This window comes from Burkholderia sp. Ac-20384 (genome assembly GCF_017104605.1).
GTDB lineage: Bacteria > Pseudomonadota > Gammaproteobacteria > Burkholderiales > Burkholderiaceae > Burkholderia > Burkholderia lata.
Map to the genome: position 1 here is coordinate 22,908 of NZ_JAAGPE010000054.1, position 23,431 is coordinate 46,338.

The 23,431-nt window shown below is 67.5% G+C and carries 20 protein-coding genes; 6 read left to right on the forward strand and 14 right to left on the reverse strand.

Translation table 11 applies throughout. The features are described from left to right. Positions 1-8: 8 nt before the first annotated feature. The 6 genes from G3O00_RS13175 to gstA all read right to left on the reverse strand — a co-directional run bounded on the left by G3O00_RS13175 (position 9) and on the right by gstA (position 7,627). A complete protein-coding gene (locus G3O00_RS13175) occupies positions 9-380 on the reverse strand; it encodes a copper-binding protein (protein WP_174932142.1) in 372 nt (123 codons plus the stop codon). Further along, complete coding sequence (locus G3O00_RS13180; RefSeq protein WP_206143202.1) at positions 377-3,583, reverse strand: efflux RND transporter permease subunit; 3,207 nt, start codon at positions 3,581-3,583, stop codon at positions 377-379. The genes G3O00_RS13175 and G3O00_RS13180 overlap by 4 nt, the downstream gene beginning before the upstream one ends. Beyond that, positions 3,580-5,121, reverse strand: coding sequence for an efflux RND transporter periplasmic adaptor subunit (locus tag G3O00_RS13185; protein ID WP_206143203.1), 1,542 nt, complete (start codon positions 5,119-5,121; stop codon positions 3,580-3,582). The genes G3O00_RS13180 and G3O00_RS13185 overlap by 4 nt, the downstream gene beginning before the upstream one ends. An 11-nt stretch (positions 5,122-5,132) precedes the next feature. Continuing rightward, positions 5,133-6,425, reverse strand: coding sequence for a TolC family protein (locus tag G3O00_RS13190; RefSeq protein WP_206143204.1), 1,293 nt, complete (start codon positions 6,423-6,425; stop codon positions 5,133-5,135). Between the two features lie 92 nt (positions 6,426-6,517). Next, positions 6,518-6,895: a hypothetical protein gene (locus tag G3O00_RS13195; RefSeq protein WP_174937947.1), complete on the reverse strand. Its 378-nt coding sequence runs from the start codon at positions 6,893-6,895 to the stop codon at positions 6,518-6,520. Positions 6,896-6,994: 99 nt separating this feature from the next. Further along, complete coding sequence (gene gstA, locus G3O00_RS13200) at positions 6,995-7,627, reverse strand: glutathione transferase GstA (RefSeq protein WP_206143205.1); 633 nt, start codon at positions 7,625-7,627, stop codon at positions 6,995-6,997. 136 nt (positions 7,628-7,763) lie between these two features. Here gstA and G3O00_RS13205 point away from each other — a divergent pair, with 136 nt between their 5' ends. The 4 genes from G3O00_RS13205 to G3O00_RS13220 all read left to right on the forward strand — a co-directional run bounded on the left by G3O00_RS13205 (position 7,764) and on the right by G3O00_RS13220 (position 11,037). Continuing rightward, positions 7,764-8,156: a helix-turn-helix domain-containing protein gene (locus G3O00_RS13205; protein WP_206143206.1), complete on the forward strand. Its 393-nt coding sequence runs from the start codon at positions 7,764-7,766 to the stop codon at positions 8,154-8,156. Positions 8,157-8,187: 31 nt separating this feature from the next. Beyond that, positions 8,188-8,556 carry a hypothetical protein gene (locus G3O00_RS13210; protein WP_206143207.1) on the forward strand — a complete coding sequence of 123 codons (369 nt, stop codon included), beginning with the start codon at positions 8,188-8,190 and terminating at the stop codon, positions 8,554-8,556. A gap of 43 nt (positions 8,557-8,599) precedes the next feature. Continuing rightward, positions 8,600-9,469 carry a hypothetical protein gene (locus tag G3O00_RS13215; RefSeq protein WP_206143208.1) on the forward strand — a complete coding sequence of 290 codons (870 nt, stop codon included), beginning with the start codon at positions 8,600-8,602 and terminating at the stop codon, positions 9,467-9,469. A gap of 182 nt (positions 9,470-9,651) precedes the next feature. Then, on the forward strand, positions 9,652-11,037 hold the full coding sequence (locus tag G3O00_RS13220) for an MFS transporter (protein WP_206143209.1): 1,386 nt from the start codon (positions 9,652-9,654) through the stop codon (positions 11,035-11,037). A 76-nt stretch (positions 11,038-11,113) separates the two neighbouring features. Here G3O00_RS13220 and G3O00_RS13225 read toward each other — a convergent pair whose 3' ends face one another. The 4 genes from G3O00_RS13225 to G3O00_RS13240 all read right to left on the reverse strand — a co-directional run bounded on the left by G3O00_RS13225 (position 11,114) and on the right by G3O00_RS13240 (position 17,045). Beyond that, the gene (locus tag G3O00_RS13225; protein WP_206143210.1) at positions 11,114-12,190 is read right to left on the reverse strand and encodes a C45 family peptidase; all 1,077 of its coding nucleotides are present in this window, start codon (positions 12,188-12,190) and stop codon (positions 11,114-11,116) included. Positions 12,191-12,297: 107 nt separating this feature from the next. Next, positions 12,298-13,869, reverse strand: a complete 1,572-nt coding sequence (locus G3O00_RS13230) for a DUF3138 family protein (RefSeq protein ID WP_241025119.1) — start codon at positions 13,867-13,869, stop codon at positions 12,298-12,300. A 113-nt stretch (positions 13,870-13,982) separates the two neighbouring features. Further along, on the reverse strand, positions 13,983-15,098 hold the full coding sequence (locus G3O00_RS13235; RefSeq protein WP_206143212.1) for a polyamine ABC transporter substrate-binding protein: 1,116 nt from the start codon (positions 15,096-15,098) through the stop codon (positions 13,983-13,985). Between the two features lie 216 nt (positions 15,099-15,314). Further along, a complete protein-coding gene (locus G3O00_RS13240) occupies positions 15,315-17,045 on the reverse strand; it encodes an amidohydrolase (protein ID WP_206143213.1) in 1,731 nt (576 codons plus the stop codon). 238 nt (positions 17,046-17,283) lie between these two features. Between G3O00_RS13240 and G3O00_RS13245 the strand changes: the two genes are divergently transcribed. After that, positions 17,284-18,114 (forward strand): helix-turn-helix transcriptional regulator, encoded by an 831-nt coding sequence (locus G3O00_RS13245; RefSeq protein WP_174932128.1) that lies wholly within the window; start codon positions 17,284-17,286, stop codon positions 18,112-18,114. Between the two features lie 15 nt (positions 18,115-18,129). On the opposite strand, the gene G3O00_RS13250 is transcribed toward G3O00_RS13245, so the two are convergent. From G3O00_RS13250 to G3O00_RS13265, 4 genes are all read right to left on the reverse strand, one after another. Then, positions 18,130-19,050, reverse strand: a complete 921-nt coding sequence (locus tag G3O00_RS13250; RefSeq protein ID WP_039353976.1) for a LysR family transcriptional regulator — start codon at positions 19,048-19,050, stop codon at positions 18,130-18,132. A gap of 129 nt (positions 19,051-19,179) precedes the next feature. After that, a complete protein-coding gene (locus tag G3O00_RS13255) occupies positions 19,180-20,370 on the reverse strand; it encodes an MFS transporter (RefSeq protein ID WP_011356374.1) in 1,191 nt (396 codons plus the stop codon). A gap of 103 nt (positions 20,371-20,473) precedes the next feature. Next, positions 20,474-21,931, reverse strand: a complete 1,458-nt coding sequence (locus tag G3O00_RS13260) for an FAD-dependent oxidoreductase (RefSeq protein WP_206143214.1) — start codon at positions 21,929-21,931, stop codon at positions 20,474-20,476. Between the two features lie 85 nt (positions 21,932-22,016). Further along, a complete protein-coding gene (locus G3O00_RS13265; RefSeq protein WP_174932125.1) occupies positions 22,017-22,361 on the reverse strand; it encodes a cupin domain-containing protein in 345 nt (114 codons plus the stop codon). A 199-nt stretch (positions 22,362-22,560) separates the two neighbouring features. Here G3O00_RS13265 and G3O00_RS13270 point away from each other — a divergent pair. Continuing rightward, positions 22,561-23,431: helix-turn-helix transcriptional regulator (locus G3O00_RS13270; RefSeq protein WP_206143215.1), on the forward strand; the 871-nt coding region annotated here is incomplete at its 3' end.

Sequence of the window (23,431 nt, forward strand, 5' to 3'; positions counted from 1 at the left end):
CCGTCAGGTCAGGACGCCTTCACCAGCTTGACGATCGTCAGCGTGCCGTCGACCTTCTCGATCCGCACCTTGACCTTGTCGCCCGCATGCGCGTGCTCGAGCATCGTCGCGTCCTTCGCCTTGAACGCCATCGTCATCGGCGGCATGCCGACGTTCTCGAGCGCGCCGTGCTTCAGCGTGATCTTGCCGGTCGCGGCATCGACCTTCTTCACTTCCGCGTCGGTCAGTGCGGCCTTCGACTCGGCCATGCCGTCCGACGACATCTTCATGCCGGACATGTCCATGCCTGCCATGTCGCCGGCAGCAAAGGCGGGGGTGACGATCGTGCCGGCAGCAAGAACGGCGGCGGCAGCAACGGTAACAGTGATCAACTTCTTCATCGGGATTCTCCGGTTGGGATGGATGGCACCTTCGTGCCGTGAGGAACTGCTTCGGAATGCCATGCATGACCCGCGCTTCGCGCACGACGGCGCTGCAGCAGGAGCCAGGCGGCGGGAATGACGAACATCGACAGCAGCGGCGCCGTGACCATGCCGCCGACCATCGGCGCGGCGATGCGCTGCATCACTTCGGAACCGGCGCCGTGCCCGACCATGATCGGCACTAGGCCGGCGAGCACGACGGCGACCGTCATCGCCTTGGGGCGCACGCGCAGCACCGCGCCTTCGCGGATCGCGTCGAGCAGCAGCGCATCGGTCAGCGGTTCGCCGGCATCGAGCCGGCGCTGCAACGCATCTTTCAGGTACAGCAGCATCACGACGCCGAATTCGGCGGCCACGCCCGCGAGCGCGATGAAGCCCACCGACGTCGCGACGGACACCGCATGGCCGAGCGCCCACACGAGCCAGAAGCCGCCGACCAGCGCGAACGGCACCGTCGACATCAGCAGCAGCGCATCGGCCGCCGAGCCGAACGTGAGGAACAGCAGCACGAAGATCACGACGAGCGTCACCGGCACGACGGTTCGCAGCTTGGCCGCCGCGCGTTCGAGATACTCGAACTGCCCCGACCACGCGATCGAATAGCCGGGCGGCAGCGCGACCTGTTGCGCGACGGCCTGCTGCATCGCGCGCACGGCGCTCTGCAGATCGGTGCCGCGGAGATCGACGTACACGTAGCCGGACAGTCGCGCGTTCTCGCTGCGGATCATCGGCGGGCCGTCGGCGATCGCGATGCGCGCGACGTCGCCCAGGCGGATCTGCGCGCCGCGCGCGGTGACGATCGGCAGTTGCCGCAGGTTCTCGACCGAATCGCGCACCTCGCGCGGGTAGCGGATGTTGATCGGGAAGCGTTCGCGCCCCGCGATCACTTCGCCGACGTCGTCGCCGCCGACCGCCGACGACACGACCGACTGGATATCCGCGATCGACAAGCCATAGCGCGCGGCCGCGAGCCTGTCGATGTCGACGTCGATGTAGCGCCCGCCGTTCAATCGCTCCGCAAGCGCGGACGTGACGCCCGGCACGGGCTTCACCGCGGCCTCGACCTGCTTCGCGATCGCGTCGATCCCGGCCAGGTCCGGCCCGGAAATCTTCACGCCGACCGGCGTCTTGATGCCGGTGGACAGCATGTCGAGCCGGTTGCGGATCGGCGGCACCCACACGTTCGACAGGCCGGGCACTTTCACCGTGCGGTCGAGTTCGTCGACGAGCTTCTCCGGCGTCATGCCGGGCCGCCATGCGCTGCGCGGCTTGAACCGGATCGTCGTCTCGAACATCTCGAGCGGCGCGGGATCGGTCGCGGTGTCGGCGCGGCCCGATTTGCCGAACACCGTGTCGACTTCGGGGACGGTCTTGATCAGCCGGTCGGTCTGCTGCAGCAGCTCGCTCGCCTTGTCGGCCGAGATGCCGGGCAACGCGGTCGGCATGTACAGCAGGTCGCCTTCGTCGAGCGGCGGCATGAATTCGCCGCCGAGCCGCGACACCGGCACGGCCGTCAACACGAGCGCGACGACCGCGATGCCGATCGCGACCCACGGGCGCCTGAGCGTCGCTTCGAGCAGCGGCCGGTACACGCGGATCAGCACGCGGTTGATCGGGTTCGCGTGCTCGTGCGGAATGCGGCCGCGCACGAGATAGCCCATCAGCACCGGCACCAGCGTCACCGACAGGCCGGCGGCGGCGGCGATCGTGTAGGTCTTCGTGAACGCCAGCGGCGCGAACAGCTTGCCTTCCTGCCCTTCCAGCGAAAACACCGGGATGAACGACAGCGTGATGATCAGCAGCGAGAAGAACAGCGCGGGCCCGACTTCCGCGGCGGACGTCGCGACCAGCTCCCAGCGTCGCGCGGCCGTGATCGGTTCGCCGGGATGCGCGTGGTCGTACGCTTCGAGATGCTTGTGCGCGTTCTCGATCATCACGATCGCCGCGTCGATCATCGCGCCGATCGCGATCGCGATCCCGCCGAGCGACATCAGGTTCGCGTTCACGCCCTGGTAGCGCATCACGATGAACGCGGCCAGCACGCCGAGCGGCAGCGACAGGATCGCGACGAACGCGCTGCGCAGATGAAACAGGAACACCGCGCAGACGATCCCGACGATCACGAACTCCTCGATCAGCTTGTCCTTCAGGTTGCCCACCGCGCGCTCGATCAGTTGCGAGCGGTCGTAGGTCGTGACGATCTCGACGCCGGGCGGCAGCGAACGCTTCAGGTCGGCCAGCTTCGCCTTCACCGCATCGATCGTGGTCAGCGCGTTCTTGCCCGAGCGCATCACGACGACACCGCCCGTCACCTCGCCCTGCCCGTCCAGCTCGGCGATCCCGCGTCGCATCGCGGGGCCGACCTGGATGCGCGCGACGTCGCCGAGCAGCACCGGCGTACCGGCGTCGTTCGTGCGCAGCACCACGTGCCGGAAATCGTCGAGCGTGCGCAGGTAGCCGGTCGAACGCACCATGTACTCCGATTCCGCCAGCTCGACGACCGAGCCGCCGGACGCCTGGTTCGCGTTGCCGAGCGCGGTCGCGACTTCCGCCTGCGTGATGCCGTACGCGCGCAGCTTGTCCGGATCGAGCACGACCTGGTACTGCTGCACCATGCCGCCGATGCTCGCGACTTCCGACACGTCCGGCACCGCCTTCAGCTCGAACTTCAGGAACCAGTCGTTGAGCGCGCGCAGTTGCCCGAGGTCGTGACGGCCGGTGCGATCGACGAGCGCATACTCGTACACCCAGCCGACACCGGTCGCATCCGGCCCGAGCGACACCGTCGCGCCGGCAGGCAGCCGGCTCTGCACCTGGCTCAGGTATTCGAGCACGCGCGAACGCGCCCAGTACGGATCGGTGCGGTCGTCGAACAGCACGTAGACGAATGCATCGCCGAACGACGAATACGCGCGGACGGTTTTCGCACCGGGCACGCCGAGCAGCGTGGTCGTCAACGGATAGGTCACCTGATCCTCGACGATCTGCGGCGCCTTGCCCGGATACGACGCCTTCACGATCACCTGCGTGTCCGACAGGTCGGGCAATGCATCGAGCGGCGTCTGCCGCAGCGAATGAACGCCCCATGCGGCGATCAGCACGGTGGCGAGCAGCACGAGGAAGCGGTTGTGGGCGGACCAGCGAATGATGTGCGCGATCATCGTTCGCCTCCCTGCGGTTCGACCTTCGTCAGCCGGTAGCCGTCGTCGCTCTGCGTGAACGCGAAGCGCACCGTCTGGCCCGGCTTCACGTCCGGGAACGCGGTGGCCGACGGCTTGCCGAACGCCATCGTCATCGCGCCCCAGCCGAGCGCCGGAACGGGCTGATGCGAGAACGTGATGTCGTCGGCCGTGACCTGTTCGACCTTGCCGGTGGTCTCGTAGACCGGTGCCGCCGCTGTCGGCGTCGACGCGGGCGTCGCCCCCGCGCCGCTTGCGCCGGCGCCGCTTTCCAGCCGCGGCAGCACGCTTTTCAGGCTCGCCTCGGAATCGATCAGGAACTGCCCCGATGCGACGACCGTGTCGCCTTCGTTCAGCCCGCCGAGCACTTCGGTGTCGCTGCCGACGTCATTGCCCGTCGTCACCGTCACCGGCTGAAGCCGGCCGTCGCGGTTCTTCACGATGACGATCGAGCGCTTGCCGGTCGCGATCACCGCTTCGGACGGCACGAGCAGGCGCGACACGGTCTGCCGCGCGGCGACCCGCACGCGCATCAGCATGCCGGGCGTGAGCTTCAGCGCCGCGTTGTCGATCTCCACGCGCGCCTGTAGCGTGCGGCTGCTCGTGCTGATGCCGGGCAGCACTTCGCGGATGCGTCCCGTGAAATGCTGCGCCGGGTCGCCCGCGAACGTCGCGTCGACCGCCATCCCCGGCTGCACGTTCAGCGCGAGCGCTTCCGGCACCTCGACGATGAGCCACAGCGTCGACAGCCCCGCGATCTTCGCGAGCGTCTGACCGGGCGCGACCATTGCGCCGTCGCGCACGTTCAACTCGCTGACGACGCCGGTTTCCGGTGCCGTGAGCACGACATGCGTTTGTGCCTTGCCGGTGCGATCGAGGCTCGCGATCATGCCGTCGGGAATCGACAGCGCCCGCATCCGCGCGCGCGATGCATCGAGCAGGCTGGCGTCCATCCCGCCGCGCTTGAGCGCGAGATATTCCTCCTGCGGCGCGAGCCAGTCCGGCACGAACAGCGACGCGACCGGCGCGCCTTTGGCGATGCGCTGCATCGGTGCGCGCGCATAGAGACGGTCGATGTAGCCGGTGACGCGCGACTGTACGACATCCGCGCGCGATTCGTCGAACTGCGTGGTGCCCACCGCATCGAATCCAGCGGCCGTCTGCTGCCGACGCACGGTCGCATAGCGGATGCCCAGGTTCTGCTGCAGGCCCGCATCGATCCGGATGCCGGACGCACTGCCGCCTTCGTCCGCGTAGACGGGTTGCAGCTGCATGTCCATGAACGGCGACTTGCCCGGCTTGTCGAAGTGCTGGTTCGGCACCATCGGGTCGTGCCAGTACAGCACCTTGCGGCCGGTCTTCGGGTCGGTGTTGCCGGGCGAAGGCGACGCCGATCCGGTGGTATCCGTTGCCGCTGCGGCCGTCGCCGCATGGCGCGCGCCCGCGAAATAACCCGCGCCGAGCAGCGCGGCACCGGCGAACGCCAGCCCGACCGCGCAGGCCAGTATTTGCTTCGTCATGTCGTTCTCCTTTATTGCGCGGCGGCCAGCGTCGACGGCACGACCTGGTATTCGAGCTGGGCCCAGGTCTGCGAGACCTCGCGCCGGAGATCGAGCACCTGCAGTTGCGCATCCAGTTGTGCGCGGCGGGCGGCGAACGTATCGGCGAGCGAGCCGGTGCCCGCGCGGTAGGCCGCGTTCGCCAGTTGCACGCGCTGGTCGGCGGCAGGCAGCAACGCGTCGCCGAGATTCGCGATGCGCGCCCGACCGCTCGCGAGCGTCGTGGACTGCGTGCGGATATCGGCCTGCACCTGGCGCAGCGTGTCCTCGTACATCAGGCGCGCCTTCGTCGCGAGCGCGGCCTTTTCGGCGACGTCGCGGTTCTGGCGGTTCTTGCGATTGAGCGGCAGCGGAATCGTCACGCCGACGGACACCATGTTCGAATACGCGCCGCCACGCTGCTGGTATGCGACTTCCCATGTCCAGTTCGGGCTGCGTTCGCTGTTCGCGACGGCGGTGTCCGCTTCGGCAACCGCGATATCGTCAGCGGCGGTGATCAGCGCGGGCTGCGCCAGCCGCAACTCGTCCGGCGGCAACGACGATACGAACGACTCCGGCGCGGGCGGCGTACCCGTGACGTCATCGGCCGGCACGGCGGTCCAGCGCGACAACGCAATGAGTGAAGTCTGGTAGACCTGCTGCGCCTTCAGCAGCTGATCCTGCGTCTGCGCGAGCATGGCCCGCGCCTGAACCACATCGGCCGCACTCGCCTTCGCACCGCGATACGACGCCTTCGTCGCTTCGAGTTCATGGTTCATGTGATCGAGCAGTGCCTGCTGGAGCGCGAGCGCCTGCTTCGCGTAGATGGCGTTCAGCCACGCCGTCGCGGTTTGCTGGCGCACGCTCGCGAGCTGCGCGAGATAGCCGGCACGCTCGCGCCCGACCTGCTCGTTGGCGAGCGCCGAGCGCAGGCGCCGCTTGTCGCCGGACACCCACTCCTGCTCGATGCCGATGCGACGCATCGTCATGAAGTCCTGGCCGACGGTGAAGCGTTGGCCGCCATTGACCGGCAGGTTGTCGATGCCGGCCTTGAGCATCGGGTCGGGCAGCTGGCCGGCCTTCACGGCCGCCTCCGAGCTGGCGCGCACCGACGCCTGCGCGGCCTGCATCGAAGCGGAATGATCGGTCGCGGACTGCAGCGCGGCGTCCAGCGTGACAGGCGGTTGCTGCGCGTGAACGGCGCCCGCAACCAGCAGCACCGCCCAAAGCACGGGCGCGCGCCGACGCGCACGCCGCGCAGGCGGCGTGCCGAAATGGAATGACATGGTTTAACCCCAACGGCGGAACCCCATCGGGATTCCACGTCCTGATACAGGACGAACCTCACCGCGAATGCGGCGAACCTATCGGATCGGGATCAGCTGATGCGTGGAGGGCGCCACAATCCGTTCGGATCGCGGACCGGGAGAATTTGCGCGTAGTGGAACGCGACGGTGCTGGCGTAGGCAGCGGGACGACTGACTTCGGCACGGGCGGCCGGATGATAGAGACTGCCGAACTGGCATTGCGCCGTCAGCTTGCAGGACGTGCCCTTCGCTTTCGCGTGGGCCTTGTCGGTGGACGACGACTTCATCGAATCGCAACCCGGCATGTCGGCTGACATGCCGGCGTCCATGTCCATCGACATGCCCGGCTGCATCATCGGACATTCCCCGGCCAGGCCGCTGGCTGCCAGCCCGCTGATGGGCAGCACCGCGCAGAGCAGCAGCAGGATGATGGTCCGGAGGAATTTCATGGCGGGGATTATAGCGCGGGGTTTTGCCGTGTGGCGTGGCGTCGATACGGCGAAACGACGCGCCGACTCCACCACCGCCACGGCCACCGCCGCAACACGCTACCGCGCCAGCCCGTCGGCCTCCAGTACCGCCTGCACCGCCGGCCGCGCCCGCACCCGCTCGTACCATGCACGCAGATGCGCATACCGGGTCAGGTCGATATCCGCGTGGTACACCGACCGCATCCACTCGGCCTTGCCCCACCCCGTCAGCGCGAACAGGTACGCATCGGCAACCGTGAATGCGTCTCCCGTCAGGAACGTATTGCCGGCGAGTTCGCGGTCGATCCACGCAAAACGGCTGTCGAGCTTCGCTCTCGCCGGGTCGACATATTTCCCCGCCTGCACCGCGTACAGCAGCGGAATGAACCCCTTGTGGATTTCCGTCGAGAGAAAGTTCAGCCACTCCATCAGCCGATAGCGGCCGAGCGTGCCGTATGCGGGCGCGAGTTCGGCTTGCGGACACCGATCCGCGAGATACTGCGCGATCACCGGCCCTTCGCGCAGCAGCGTGCCGTCGTCGAGTTCGAGCAGCGGCACGTAGCCGAGTTCGGTCACATCGTAGTAATTGCGCCCGTCTTCAATGATGTGCTTGCGCGCGTCGACCTTGATGACGTCCGCGTCGATGCCGCCTTCGCGCAGCACGATGCAGATGGCCTGGGAACAGCTTCCGGGAGCGTGGTAGAGCTTCATGCGTGTCCTTCGTGGGTTGTCCATGTATCGATTCGCCGCGACGCGGGCGCTAATATCTCGCATCGGCGCAGGGCTGAGAAGACGGCAGTCGTTTGTGCCGTAGTCACAAAAAATTTACCAACCAGGATTCAGCACGATGAAAACGAGTGCGACAGGATGTTCCGTTGAAGAAGCGATGCGCCTGCTCGGCGGCCGCTGGCGGCTGCTGCTGGTGTCGTATCTGCTCGACGGGCCGCGGCGCTTCAGCGACCTGCGGCGCGACATGCCCGGCATCTCGCAACGGATGCTCACGCTCGACCTGCGCGCACTCGAAGACGCAGGGCTCGTATTGCGCACCGTCTATCCGGAAGTGCCGGTGCGGGTCGAGTACGACCTGACCGCCGACGGCGACCGGCTGCGGCCCATTGTCGACGTCATGCGCGAATTCGGGCTGTGGCTGAAGGCGCGCGATGCCGATGCGTCGTGCGACACCGGTGTGACGCCCGGCGCGGCAGCCGCGATCGCCACTGCCCTTCATTCAACTCGATAACCTCTAATCCCTTACGCAGGAACCCACGTTCATGGAACTTCACGCCACCATCGGCGCGGCGACGTCCGATCTCGACGACGACGAAAGCTTCGCCAACATCTACTGTCACGACGCCGAGCAGGACTATTGCTTCGCGCTGTCGCGCTTCCCGGACGACGCGCTGATCGAAGTGATGGTGCGCGACCAGATCACCGTGCGCGTCAAGGATCTGTCGGTGCGCCTGACGGACGACACGATCGACGTCGAGATCGAACCGGCCCTCGCCGCGCGTCTCGACGGCCAGACGCGCTACGTGATCCATCTCGCGCCCGGCCAGTACGATCCGGCTACGCTGCGCGCCGCGCTGACGGAGATCTTCGTCGGCAAGAACGGGTATCAGGACGACAGTGCGCGTGGCTAGGCAGCATCCGGCCCGTTCGCCCTCGCCCCTCCGACGCCTGCTCATGACGCGCTCCCCGCGATTCCGCCCGCTTCCCCGCCTCGCCGCAGCCGCACTGCTGCTCGCCGCGTGCGCATCGATCACACCCGCCGCGCAGGCGGCCAAACCGCTGCTCACGTTCAAGGTCGACGACACCGTCACGGCCCGCGTCGAACGCGCGGATAGCGAGCACATCACCGTGCGCTTCCTGCCGAGCGGCAAGACGCAAACGCTCGACGTGACCGCCGCCGACGAGGAAGGCCACTATCACCTCTCGTCGGACGACTTCAACTTCGACGGCCACCGCGATCTCGCCATGCACGCGACGCTCGGCATGGTCAACGACAGCTACGGCATCTACCTGTACGACCCGGCACGCCAGCAGTTCGAGCCGCTGCGCATGCCGGCAAGCAACATGCCGCACGGCAACTGCGACGACCTGATCAATGTGCAAGCGAAGCCTAAAGAGCGCACGTTGTACAGCTCGTGCCGCGGCGGCCCGATCTGGTACACCGACGCGTACCGCTTCGACGCAAGCGGCAAGCTGTACTTGTACCAGTCCAGCGAAGCGATACCTGACGACCTGCGCGACCTGCTCGACACCGATTCCGGCCCGTCGTCGATGCTGCTGACCTTCGACGCGCAAGGCAAGCGCGTCTCGCGCCGCCCCGACGCGTACGGCGGCGGCACCGTCACGTTCAAGGTGCGCCCGGCACGTCTGCCGCTGCACGATGCGATGAATGACGCACCGACGCGCCGCTACGTCGTCGCGGGCGACACGGTCGAGCTGATCGACGCGAGCGCCGATTTCCAGTGGCTGAAGGTGCGGTATCGCAACCCGCACGCCGGCGCGGTGCAGGGCTGGGTCAGCGCGAAGGAAGCGATGGCCAACTGACACAAGCGGCGACGTGATCGCCGCCCTTTCCCACATATTGAGCGCGCCACGTCCCATTAATAGGGATACCTGCCCAAATGTTGACGCGCTTCCCGCCACGGCTCTAACGTTCGCCCCAACGCCATTCGATTCGGCCGCCCCGCTCGCGGGCGACGGCCGGGCACAGAACACAGGAGACAACCGTGGCCCATTCCGCGTCACGCACCCACGCCAACCCGCCGGAACAACTGTCCGCACACACCGGCGCCGCATCCGATTCCGCCGCCCGTGCAGCGGCCGCACAGGCGGCGCCACCCAGCCGCAAGCGGCTACTGATCCTCGCGTTGCTGTTCGTCACCGTCGTGATCAACTATCTCGACCGCAGCAATCTGTCGATCGCCGCGCCCGCACTGTTCAAGGAGCTGAACATCGATCCGGTGCGCGCGGGCCTCGTGTTCTCCGCGTTCGGCTGGACCTACGCGCTGATGCAAATCCCGGGCGGCTGGCTCGTCGACAAGGTGTCGCCGCGCGTGCTGTATGCCGGCGCGCTCGCGCTGTGGTCGGCCGCGACGCTGCTGCTCGGTTTCGCAGGCTCGTTCGTCGGGCTGATCGTGCTGCGCCTCGCGGTCGGTGCGCTCGAGGCCCCGGCCTATCCCATCAACAACCGCGTGGTGACGACCTGGTTCCCGACCCGCGAACGCGCGAGCGCGATCGGCGGCTACACGTCGGGCCAGTTCGTCGGCCTCGCGTTCCTCACGCCGGTGCTCGCGTGGCTGCAGGTGCATCTCGGCTGGCACATGGTGTTCGTCGCGACCGGCCTCGCAGGCATCGCGTGGGCCGCGATCTGGTATGCGGTGTATCGCGAACCGCGCGCGTTTCGCGGCGTCAACGCGGCCGAAATCGCGCTGATCCGCGACGGCGGCGGCCTCGTCGATCTCGAGGACCGCGTCGCGGCGCGCACCGAACGTGCACCGTCGACGTGGCGCGACCTCGGCGTCGTGCTCGGCCGGCGCAAGCTGTGGGGCATCTATCTCGGCCAGTTCGCGCTGAACTCGACGCTGTGGTTCTTCCTCACGTGGTTCCCGACCTACCTCGTCAAGTACCGCGGAATGGACTTCATCAAGTCCGGCTTCCTCGCATCGTTGCCGTTCCTCGCTGCGTTCGTCGGCGTGCTGTGCTCGGGCGTGCTGTCGGACTGGCTGATGCGCCGCGGCGCGTCGCAGGGTTTCGCGCGCAAACTGCCGATCATCTCGGGGCTGCTGATCTCGACCGCCATCATCGGCGCGAACTACGTGACGTCGACCGGCTGGGTGATCGCGTTCATGACGATCGCGTTCTTCGGCAACGGCTTCGCGTCGATCACGTGGTCGCTCGTGTCGGGGCTCGCGCCCGCGCGGCTGCTCGGCCTCACGGGCGGCGTGTTCAACCTGATCGGCAACCTGTCCGCGATCGCGACGCCGATCGTGATCGGGCTGCTGGTGAACGGTGCGGACTTCTCGCGCGCAATCACCTACATCGCCGCGATGGCACTCGCCGGCAGCCTGTCGTACGGGCTGCTCGTCGGCAAGGTCGAGCGCATCGACGCATAAGCGTCACGCGGGCGGCACGTGCGTGCAGCCCGGCTTTACCGCTACCGCTACCGCTAACCGCGCGGCGCACGTCGCGTCAGAACCGCTGAGCCCCGTCGCGCGCAAGAACGTGCGGATTGCCCGCCACGTAGTCGAGCGCGCACGCATCGGTGTCGATGCCGACGGTCAGCAGCGTTTCCCAGCGCTCGGTGTCGGGCATCGACAGGTCCGGATGGAAACACACGACGGCCTGGTCGCCCGCCGCCCCACACATCGCCGCCGCGCGCTCGCGCACGTCGGCGCTCGTCATCCCGTTCACGACGTCGTTCAGGTGCGCAAAGCGCTCGCGCGTGGTCGAACTGTCGGGCATGCACTCGCCGCCGCTCAGCGCGCGATCGAGGAAGTGGTTCGTATGCAGCAGCCAGCCATCCGGACGCGGCACCACCACGCCCACGCCCGACGGGCTCAGCTCGATGCTCGCCGCGCGCGGGTTCGCGTCGTGCCGCGTGAACACGGTCAGCACCGTCGATGCGCTCACGCGTGCGGTGCGGGCGAGTTCGATCGCCTCCTGCACCGTCGTCGCGTCTTCGAGCAGGCGCCGTGCGATCGCGTGCACGGGCACGCCGGCGCTGTCGTTGTCGCTCGCGTGATGCAGGATGTTGAAGTGCAGCCCGAGCCCCACGCTGTTCACGCCGAGCTTCGCCAGCATCCCGAATTCGGAGAACAGCTTGACGGTGCGGCCGTGCGGCGTCGCGAACTGCATCAGCAGCCCCTGCGGGGCGAGGCTGTCGTGCCAGTCCCATGTCTGCAATGTGCGCGGCGCATGCGGGCCGGCCGGCGCATGGACGGTCGTCGAGCACTCGCCTTCGGCCGATGCGGGCGCGGTGGCGAGAATCTCGGTGCGTGCGTTCAGGCACGCGAGCTGCCAGCGCGGCAGGTCGACGCCGTCCGCGATTGCCTCGACTTCGGCAGCGAGGCGCGGACACCACGCACCGAGCGCGGCCAGGCTCGCTTCGCCGATCTCCCGCGCACGCTGCGGCGCGATGCCGAGCTTCGGGAAGAACGCGAGATAGAGCGCGACCGTCTCGCGGATCTCCGGCGCGAAGCGCTCGCCGATCAGGCGTCCGCGCTCGCGCGGGTCGGTGATGTCGGTCACGAAGGTATGCAGCTTCAAGGTCAAATCTCCTGGGTTGAATGCGTTCCGGGCCTGTGCGGCCCGGAACCTGATGCATCGCGCAGCCGCCCGACCGGCACGCGCGCCGGTCGGTACGGCAAGCACGATCAGAACGAATAGATGAACTGCATCCCGGCCAGGTCGTTGCTGCGCGCGTACATGCCGTTGCTCTTCAGGAACACCGGATGGTTCGCCGCGTCGTGGCGGTATTCGAGCTTCACGGTGATCTGCTGCGTCGGATAGAACAGCAGGTCGGCCGTGATCGCGTAGCGCTGCGCGCCCTTGCACTCGGTGCCGTTCGTCGACGAGCCCTGGAAGCACGCCGGATCGATGCCGAAGCCGCTCGACCCGTTCACCGACGGATTGCCGCCCGCGAGCCCGTACTGGATGTTCGTGCCGCCGCCGCCGTTCGACGTGTTGTTCAGGTAGTCGAAGCGCAGCGTCGCGCCCATGCGGCCGACCCACGACGTCGTCCACTTCGTATGGCCGAGCAGCGACATCCCGTACCAGCGCGCGGTACCGCCATTCCACGCGCCCTTCTGCAGCTCGCCGTAGTCGACCTGCGCGTTGACCTGCGTCTTGTCGTGCGTATAGGTCACGTCGGCTTCCACGTACTTGTAGAGGCCGGTCGGCGACGAGCCGTTGCACTGGTAGCCGTAGCCGCCCGCCTGCGCGCACGGCGAGAACAGCGACTGCCGGCCGAGCATTCCGGAGATGCCGAAGTCGAACGCCGTCGACGTCGCGTTGTCGAAGCGCGCGGTGATCGTCGGCGTCCAGTTGGTCTTCGTCGTGTTGTTCGCCGCGTTCGCGATCGCGCCGGCGGTGCGCAGCACCTCGTTGCCGATCACGACCTGCCAGAAGCGCGTCATTGCCGCATTGGAGCCCTTCAGCCCGACGCCGATCAGGTTGCCCGGCTCGCTGAAGTCGTACAGCAGCCCGTGCGTGAGCGTCAGCATCTGGGTCGACGGCTGCACCTCGTAGCCGGCGAGGCTCGGCATCATCCCGACCTCGAAGGTACGGGTCGTGCTGAGCGGCACGGTGACCACCGCCTGCGTGACGATGTTGTTGCCGACGCCGCCGTGCGCATTGCTGAACACGTTGCCGAAGCCGCGGTTCGGCTGGATCACGACTTCCGCCGACGGCGCCATCGGGCCGACGCCGAAGGTCTTCTTGATGTCGAGGTAGACGTCGCCGATCGTGCTGTTGAAGTAGTCGTACGCGCCCGGATCGTGATTCAGGAACTGGAAGCCAGACGTGCGCTGCGCGCGGTTGAACAGGTACACGGGGTCGACGTAGCCGGTGATGCTCAGGCCCGCGAGCGGGCCGGTGGTCGCCGCCTCCTGCAGCGAGTCGACCTTCAGCGACGCGTTCGCGATCTGTTCGCGCATCTGCTGCAGGTCGTCGTTCGTGAACGACGATGCCGAATCGGCGGCCGGCGCGGCGGCGGCGGCCGCTGCCGTGTTGATCGAACCGATCTTCGCGCCGCCCGAGGCGGCAGTGGCGGTCGCTGCCGTGCCGGCAGGCTTCGCCGCCAGCATGCTCGCGCGCAGCTCGTTCACCTGCTGCTGCAGCGCGGTGACCTGCGCCTGCAGCGCCTTCATCCTGCTCGCGTCGGTCGCCTGCGGCGTGTGCGCGCATGCCGAGGCGGCTTCGAACGCCAGCAGGCACAGCGCCGTCATGTGTTTGATTGTCATGTTGTGGGTGGTCGTCGGGACGAGCGCGCCCCCGCCCGCCGCGATGAGCGGCGGGGCGCGCGAAAGGTGTGCGGGAGTGGGGAGAAGCGGCGGCCGGCTTACTCGGTCTTCAGCTTCGTCCAGAGACGGTTCTGCAGACGCATCAGCTCAGGCGGAACCGGCTTGCTGAGGCTCAGCTTGCGGATCACGTCGGCGGGCGGGAACACGGCCGGATCGCTCGTCACTTCGGCGCGCACCAGGTGCTTCGACGACGGCACGGCCGACGGGTACGACGTGTCGTTGGTCAGGTTCGCGCTCTCCTTCTCCGACAGCACGAAGTTGACGAACTTCAGCGCGGCGTCCGGATGCGGCGCGTCCTTCGGCACCGCCATCATGTCGAACCACATCGCGCTGCCCTCGGTCGGGATCACGTACTTGATGTGATACGGCTTCTTCGCGGAAGCGGCCGCGATCCGCGCGGAGTTCACGTCGCCCGACCAGCCGAGCGCGAGGCAGATGTCGCCGCCCGCGAGGTCGTTGATGTAGCTGCTCGAATTGAACTGCGTGATGTACGGCCGCACCGTCTTCAGCAGCTCGTACGCGGCCTGGTAGTCGGCCGGGTTCGTCGTGTTCGGATCCTTCTTCAGGTAGACGAACGCCATCCCGAACGCATCGACCGGCGAGTCGAGCACCGAAATACCGCAGTGCTTCAGCTTCTGCGCGTACTTCGGGTCGAACAGCAGCGCCCAGCTGTCGAGCGGCGCGTCGTTGCCGAGCGCGGCCTTCACCTTCTCGACGTTCATCCCGAGCCCGTCGGTGCCCCACGTCCACGGAATGCCGAACTGGTTGCCCGGATCGTCCTTCGCGAGCACCTTCATGATTTCCGGATCGAGCAGCCCGTAGTTCGGCACCTGGCTCTTGTCGATCTTGCGGTAGATGCCCGCCAACAGCTGCCGCGCCCAGAAGATGTCGGACGGCACGACCACGTCATAGCCCGACGTGCCCGACAGCAGCTTCGCCTGCAGCGTCTCGTTCGAATCGAACTCCTGGTAGACCACCTTGATCCCGGTCGCCTTCTCGAAGTTCGCGATCGTCGCCTTGCCGATCGAGTTGCCCCAGTTGTACACGTTGACGACGTCGGCCGCGTGCGCGACCGGCGCGCCGGCCCACAGCACGCCGCCCAGCGCGAGCGCCGCGCATGCCGTTTTCAGATGCTTGCTCCAATCCCCTGCCATGGTTTCCTCCGTCGATATCATGATCCGCTCGCGATGAACGGTGTGTGCTTCGGTCCGGAAAAATGTAGCCAGAGGAAATTGGCCGGTCTGCCCTGCCAATAGGGGGACACGCCGCACAATCGGGGCATCCGGTTCCGGACGGATGCCCCGATCGCCCCAACGCGGAAGCGATTTGAAAGCTTTCGCTGCCGCGTCGTCAGGTCGGCGTAAAACCGCTCAGGATGCCTGCACGCCCGTGCGCGCGCCGAAGTCCTCGCCCACGTGCGTGACACGGCCGTCCATCATCGTCAGCGCGACGTCGATGCGGCCGATGTCGTACTGGCCGACTTCGAACAGGTCGTTTTCCAGCACGACGAGGTCCGCGCGCTTGCCGGGCGTGAGCGAGCCGACCTCGTGCTCCATCCCGAGCTGGTACGCGCCGTGGATCGTGTACGCGGCGATCAGCTGCGGAATGCTCAAGCGCTCGGCGATGTCCGGGAACACCGGCGCATCGGGCTCGCCCGCGAGCTGGCGCGTATGGCCCGACTCGATGTGCTCGAGCGGCTTGTGCTGGCAGCGGCACTGGCATGCGAGGCCGTCCATGCCGATCGACACCGTCACGCCTTCGTCGAGGAACGTGCGGAACTTGTACATGTTGCTCCAGCGCTCGTGGCCGTAGTGGTCGCGCAACTGCTCGGTGTACGCGTCGACCACGCCCCACTGCAGCTGCGTGTTCGCCATCACGCCCGCGCGGCGGAAGCGCGGGATGTCGTCCGGATGCGTGAGGAACGCGTGTGTGATCACGTGGCGGCGGTCGCGCGGCGGGTTCGTGCGGTTGACCGCATCGAAGCCGTCGAGCGCCATCCGCACGGCCGCGTCGCCGACGCAGTGAACCATCACGTTCGCGTTCACGCGATCGGCTTCGACCAGGTAGTGGTTGAACGTGTCGGCCGGCATCGTCGGCGCGCCGCAGGTGTCGGGGCGGTCCGCGTACGGTTCGAGCAGGTACGCGGTGTGGTTCGCTTCCGTCCCGTCGAGGAACAGCTTCAGCGCACGCGCCTTCACGAGCGGCGAATCGTACTGCTCGCGATACTTGACGAGCGTGCCGACCGGATCGTCGATCTCGCCGATCACCGCGACGCTGCCCACCACGCGCAGCTTCAGGTCGCCCGCACGTTCCATCGTCTGCAGCGTCTCGTACAACAGCGACTGGTCGCCGCTCGGATCGAAGAAGCCCGCATCGAACACGGTCGTGACGCCGGCCGCGCACAGCTTCTTCTGCCACGGCGGGATCGACTTCAGGTACAGGTCGATGCCGGTCGGCAGCAGGCCGGCCGCGCTGATCCGCTGCATCAGCAACGAATACGCGGCGCCGTCGACGATCAGGCCGGTCGGCTCGCCCGTCACGGCATCCTTCTCGAACCAGCTCGCGCCTTCCTGCACGGGCGGCGTCGTTGCGTCGATGCCGGCGATCTCCAGCGCCTTCGAGTTCACCCACATCGAATGGAAATCGGTCGACAGCAGGCACACGGGGCGATCCGCGCAGATCGCGTCGAGCGTCTCCTTGCGCAGCAGCGCGGGCGGAATCGTCGCCTGCACCCAGCCCATCCCGGTGATCGCCGGCTCGTCCGGATGCGACTCGACGTACGCACGCAGCGCGCCGAGCACCTTCTGCGGATCCTCGTAGTTCACGAACGCCTGGAACGCGAACGCGGTCGTCTCGAAGTGCCAGTGCGATTCGACGAAGCCCGGCAGCACGAGCCGGCCGGCCGCGTCGACGACCTTCGTGTCTGCCCCGACGTACGCCTGCACGGCCGCCGTGTCGCCGACGTGAACGATCCGGCCGTCGCGCACGGCGACGGCCTGTGCCCACGGCTTGTGCGGATCGACGGTGTAGACCTTCGCGTTGGTCAGAACGAAATCCGCCGGTGTCGAATCCTTGGCGGCGGGCGTCGGTTGCATCTGCATGGCCTGTCCTTTCTGTTGATCAGGTTTTCGAAGTGCTTTCACTATAGGCAGACGATTCACGGCGGTATGCCCCCCCGCCGCGGGGGCTCGGGCGAATTCCGGCCGTTGCACGCGCGGTCTTGTCGTCGTTTTGGGGACAACGCATGAAATTGGTGGGGTCGATCCGGTGAATTCCCGGCTGACGCGTGTGCGGCGTTCGCGTAACGTCGCGCTGTCCCCTGACCGCCCACGCCCGACCATGCGACTTCTCCAGCCCGACCCGGCCGCCCGCGGCCACTACCTGATCGGCGTGCGCCCCGACACGCTCGGCGCGACGTTGCGCGCGGTCGGCACGCCGGATTTCGTCGGCGCGGTCACGGAGTTCGTCAACGACAGCATCGACGCCGACGCCGTGCACCTCGAACGCTGGCGCGCGGATACGGGCAGCACGTCGGGCTTCGTCGTCGAATGGCTCGGCAGCGGCAGCCTGCGCTTCGCGGCCGATACGCTGCGCGTGATGGATGTCTATTACCAGGACTACTGCCAGGTCGATCCGCTGGTCGCGCCGCTGCGCGGCAAGGCCGGCACGCTGCTGGTGCAGCGCCACGTGGAAGGGATCGCGCAAGGCGAGTTCCGCCGCCGGATCTTCGACGAGCCGGGCATCGCGCAGGAATGCATGCTCGTGCACGGCAACGCGCACCTGCAATACGCACTCGGGCTGGCGCGCACCGTCGGGCGGCCCGCGTTCACGATGGACGAACTGTTCCACTTCCGGCAGATGGTCGACCTGCTGTTCCCGATGTTCGAGCTGCATGCGCGTAGCTGCGCCGCGCGGCGCGTGGCGTCGGGGACGGTGAATACCGCGTCGCAGGCGAGCTTCGACGCGCGCCTCGAACGGCAGGACGTGCAGTTGTCGCGCCGCGAGCACGAAATCTGCCGGCTGATGCTGTGCGGGCGTTCGGTGCCCGAAGCCGCGCAGCAGCTCGACGTGAAGCTGTCGACGGCCGAGTCGTACGTGAAACGCGCGTTCGCGAAGCTCGGCGTGCGCACGCGCCGCGAGCTGTTCGACTGGGTGCTGGTCGACTGCTGAACGCGCGGCGTGCGCTTATGCGGCCAGTGCGGCCGCCTTGATGTTGAAGGCGCGCAGCAGGTCCTCGCAGAACGCGTCGACGATCGGCTTGTCGCTTGCGCTGCGCTTCATCGCGAGATGCAGCGGCACGTCGAAGCTGAACGTCGTGCGGCCGACGGCCTTCACGAGCCCGCGCTGTTCGAACGGCTCCGCGTAGTGCGCGGGCAGGTAGCCGAGATGGCCGCCCGACAGGATCAGGATCGTCGCGGCCTCGATGCTGTCCGCGCTCGCGGTCACGCGCCGCTCGGGCAGCGGATACTGCTCCTCCGGCACCGGATAGGTGCGCCAGACCCAGTCGTGAAGCTGCAGGTCGTCCGCCGTCACCGGCCGCGACGCATGGAACAGCGGATGCCCGCGCCCGCAGTAGATCACCTGCTGCTCGGTGAACAGCGGCGTATAGAGCAGCCCCGGCACGCGATGCCAGAAATAGCCGATCGCGAGATCGAGCTGGTTGTTGACGAGGCTTTCCTCGAGCTCCTGCGGCGACGCGACCTTCATCGCGAACGTGACGGCCTGGTCACGCTTGCGGAACGCGCCGATCGCATCGGCCACGCGCGCGTTCTCGACGAGCGGCGCCTGGCCGATCAGGCCGATCGACAGCGTGCCGACCAGCTTGCGGTCGATGTCGCGCACGCGTGCGACGAATTCGGAGGTTGCCGCGACGAGCGTGCGCGCGGTGGCCGCGAAGCGTTCGCCCTTCGACGTCAGGCGAAAGCCGCCGCGCCCGCGATCGCACAGCTTGAAGCCGACGCGCGCTTCGAGCGCCGACAGCTGCGTGCTGATCGTCGACTGCCGCACGCCGAGCGACGCCTCGGCGGCCGTGATGCCGCGTGCGTCGACGACGGCCAGAAAGACCCGGATGAGCCGGAGATCGAGATCGGAGGTATTCGAGAACATGCTTCCAGCCGCTGCGCGTGTGCGCGTTGCCCGGCCGGCACGACGCGCATCGCGCGCCACGCCGGCCGCCTTCGCCGATGAACCGAACCGGACGCGCGCCGCCATCGGCAGCAGCGCGCGTCGCAACCGTCATTCAGGTGCTACCGCAAGCGCGCGTTCCATGCCGAACACCGCCGGCCGCAGCCGCCGGTAACAGAGGAACGCCACCGCGCACAGCACGATCGCCGCGATCAGCGCCGACTGCGTGCCCGCGCTCTCGATCAATGAACCGCCCGCGACCGAGCCGACGCCATAGCCGAGCGCGACGCAGCCCGGCGATAGCGCGGCCGACTTGCCGACCAGGTCGTACTGCGGAATCGTCGCGTAGATCAGCAACGCGCCGCCGGTCCAGCAACCGATGAACACGATCGCACCGAGCGTGAACGTCGCGGCCGAGGCCGGCAGCGCGAGCAGCACGGCCGCGACCGCGCAGCCGCCGAGGTTCACGAGCGCCCAGCGGCGCAGGCCCGCGCCCGCGCCGAGCTTCGGCATCGCCGCGCAGATAACCAGGCTCGCGATGTTCGCGGCGCCGAGCACGAGCGACACCGACTTGCCGCTCAGGCCCGCCGCGGTGCCGATCTTCTCGAGGAAGGTCCACACGACGCCGACGCCGCCGTACAGCGCGAGCTGCGCGCACAGCACGAGCATCGCGCCCTTGCGGTCGATGCGGCCGGCCACGCCGTCCGGTGCCGGGGCGGCCAGCGTCTCGCCGCGGCGAAACAGCGGTGTCGCGAGCACGAACACGCCGAGCACGCACGCGACGAACCCGAACACGCCGTGCGCGCCCCATGCGTCGCTCAGCATCGGGAAGATGTACGCGAGCAGCACCATGCTCCACGTCACCTGCCCCATCAGCATGATCCCGAGATTGCGTTCCGGCGCGCGCGAATACGACAGGTAGCGCAGCGCGATGCCGTTCAGCCCGCCCGAGCCAACGCCCGCGATGAACTGCAACGCCGAATACGCGACGAGCCCGTGCGTCGCGAGCGTGCCGAGGTTCGCGCCGGCCGCGAGCGTCACCGCGCCCGCGAGCACCCACCGGACCGGCTGGCGGCCGAGCACGAACGCGACGAGCAGCGTGCCGGTCGATTCGCCGAGCACCTCGATGAAGCTCGACAGCCCGAGCGCGGCTTCGCCGAAGCCCCAATGACGCTCGACCTGCCCGACGATCGCGGGCAGGCCGAGGAAGACCGTCGGCCCGAGCATGCCGAGCAGCAGCATCACGACGACGAACAGCGCGCTTTCCTGTCGCGCTTCATCCTGCAGGTTGACTACATTCATCTGGTGTCTCTCTCCGTGTCCGCGGGGCGGACCGTGTCCTCTGGGGATCGTTTTTGGTATCGCCATGACGGGGCGGCCCGGCGCGGGGCCACCCCGTCGTCGCTTACATCGGGAAGCCCATCGCCTTGATGCCGCTGATCCACGCGCGCTTCCAGCCGCCTTCCGCATCCGCGCCGTCGAACGCATGGAACGTGATCTTCGCGGCCATCCAGCGCATCGGTTCGGGCGGAATGTAGCTCGGGCTCTGGTTCGCGATGTCGAGCTTGCGCTCGGGGCTGTCGCGATCGAACAGGATGTTCAGCCCCATGAACGCGCCGAACCGGCTCGCCGCGACGCCGAAGCCCGTATAGCCGGCGACGAACACGGCCTTGTCGCCGAGATAGCGCTTCGCGAACACCGAGCCGCGCGAGCAGTAGTCGATCGGGCCGCCCCACGCGTGCGAGAAGCGCACGTCGCTCAGCTGCGGGAACGTGCGATAAAACGCTTCCGCGAGCCGGTAATACGTTTCGCGCTGGCCGTCCTGGTGCGGCTCCGGATCGCCGTCGAAGTGATAGCTCACCAGCCCGCCGAAGATGATGTTGTTGTTCTTCGTCAGGCGGAAATAGTTGAGCTGCGTGCGCGTGTCGTACACGCCCTGGCGATTTTTCCAGCCGATCCGCGCGAGTTGCTCGTCGGTGAGCGGCTCGGTCGCGAGCACGTGGTCGCGCACCTGCATCACGCGGCGGTTGATGTCGGGAATCCCGACTTTCGCGGTGCCGCTGCCGAACACGACACGCGGCGCGCGCACGCTGCCCTTCGGCGTCGTCACGAAGACGGTGCTGCCTTCGTCGGTCACGGTCACGAGCGGCGTGTGCTCGTACAGCTTCACGCCGAGCTTCAGCGCCGCGCGCTTCAGCCCCCACGCGAGCTTCGCCGGGTGCACGATGCCGCTGCGGTTGCGCGACCACAGCGCGCCCGCGAACAGCGGCGAATTCAGTTGTTCGAGCGTTTCCTCGCGGTTCAGCAGCACGACGTTGTGGCCGTACTCGCGATGCAGGTCGTAGTCGCCCTTCAGGTGCGCGATGTGCTCGGGATCGACCGCGACCGTCATCTCGCCGTTCCACTCGATATCGGCGTCGATGTCGTAGCGCTTCAGCGTGTCCTCGAAGCCGTCGAGGTTGTGATGGCCGAATTCCTCGAGCTGCGCGATGTCGTTCGGGAACACGCGCACCGCGTTCGGCAGCCCGTGCATCACCGACGTCGAGATGATCCCGCCCGCGCGGCCCGATGCGCCGTGCGCCACCTTGCCGGCCTCGATCAGCACCACGTTCAGGTGCGGCATCTGCTCCTTCGCCTGCACGGCCGACCACAGCCCCGTGAAGCCGCCGCCGACGATCAGCAGGTCGGCCATCACGTCGCCGACGAGTTCCGGCTCGGTGGCCGGCGCCGCCGGGTTGTCGAGCCAGTACGGGAACAGCTTCGTATTCGCGAGCGCCGCCTCGACGCCCAGTGCGACCGGCGCGCCACGCATTGCGTGCGCCTGCTCCGGTGCAGTCTCTCTTGCTTTGACTTCCATTTCCATGATCCCAGCCATCACACGCGAAAAACGAAACCGCCGCCGGGCGCGCGTCACACGGACGACGACACCACGGCGGCGGTTTCGGGCATCACGACTTCTCGAGCAGCACGTAGAACTTCTTCGCGTCCTCGATCGTCTCCCAACTGCCCGCGAAGCCGGCCGGCAGCAGGTAGCCCTGGCCCGGCGTGAATTCCTTGCGGTTGCCTTCGACGTCGGTCAGCGCGATCCGGCCCTCGACGAGCCACACGGCTTCGTCAGCCGCGGTTTCCGGAAACTCCACCGAGCCGACTTTCCCTTCCCACCAGCCGATGATGTAGTTGCCGCTCTTGCCTTCCGCCGCGCGCCAGTCGCTCTCGTCCATCCCGAAGTCGAGCTTCGTGAATTCGCCGATGCCTGCGCCGAGCGGCAGGATGTCCTTGATCAGTTTGGTCATCTGAGTCTTTCGTCTCTTGATTGAAAAAAGCAGAGACAAAGTTACTCATTTACACTGCCCCGGTATGCCCCCCTCCGGGGGGGACAAGCGGTGTTTTCCGGTTTCCGACAGGTCGCAAGGACACCTGCCGGTATTTCCCCCTACTGACGTTTTTCGTTGCCGACGCTACAATCGCGCCGCCTTTCACCCGGGGAACCGCATGCTGCTCAACGTGAACCCCTTCCACCGCGACAACGACCGTTTCAACGTGTCGTTCAAGGCGCTGGGCGAGCTGATCGAGACGGTCGGCACGCCACACTTCGTGCCGCGCCTCACGCAACTGCTCAATGATGTGGTGCCGCTCGACGTCGCGCATGTCGAACGTTCACGCGTCGACGGCTCGATGCCCACCGGCTACCGATGCGAATGGATCGGCAGCAGCGGCATCGACACCGAATCCACCGAAATCTCCGACGTGATGACGCTCTACTACGAGCGCTTTCTCGACAGCGATCCGCTGTTCGCCGGCCTGCGCGGCAAGACGGGCACGATGCTGGTCGTGCGCGACATCGCGGCGATCCCGCCCGGCGAATTCCGCCAGCGGCTGTTCGACGACGTGCGTATCGGGCACGAATGCGTGCTCGCGCGAGGCACGCGCTATTCGCAGCATTCGATCGCGCTGGAGCGCGGCCGCGACCGGCCGCCGTTCACGCTCGCCGAGATGAACCGCTTTCGCAGCATCAGCGACGTGCTGTTTCCGCTGCTCGAACTGCATGCGTCCACCACGGCCGTGCGGCGCATCGCGCATCCCACACCCGAAGTCCATCCGCTCGCGCAGTTCGATGCGCGGATCGCGGCCGACAGCGTGAAGCTGTCGAAGCGCGAATACGAAACCTGCAAGCACCTGCTCTCCGGCAAGACCGTGCCGGAGACGGCCGAGATCCTCGGCGTGCGGGTCGCGTCGGCCGAGTCGTACGTGAAGCGTGCGTTCGCGAAGCTCGGCGTACGCACGAAGCGCGAACTCGCCGCGTGGGGTTCGGCCACCGCCGCGCTCCCTGCCGCCGGCTCGCACGACGGCGCCGCGCCGCCGG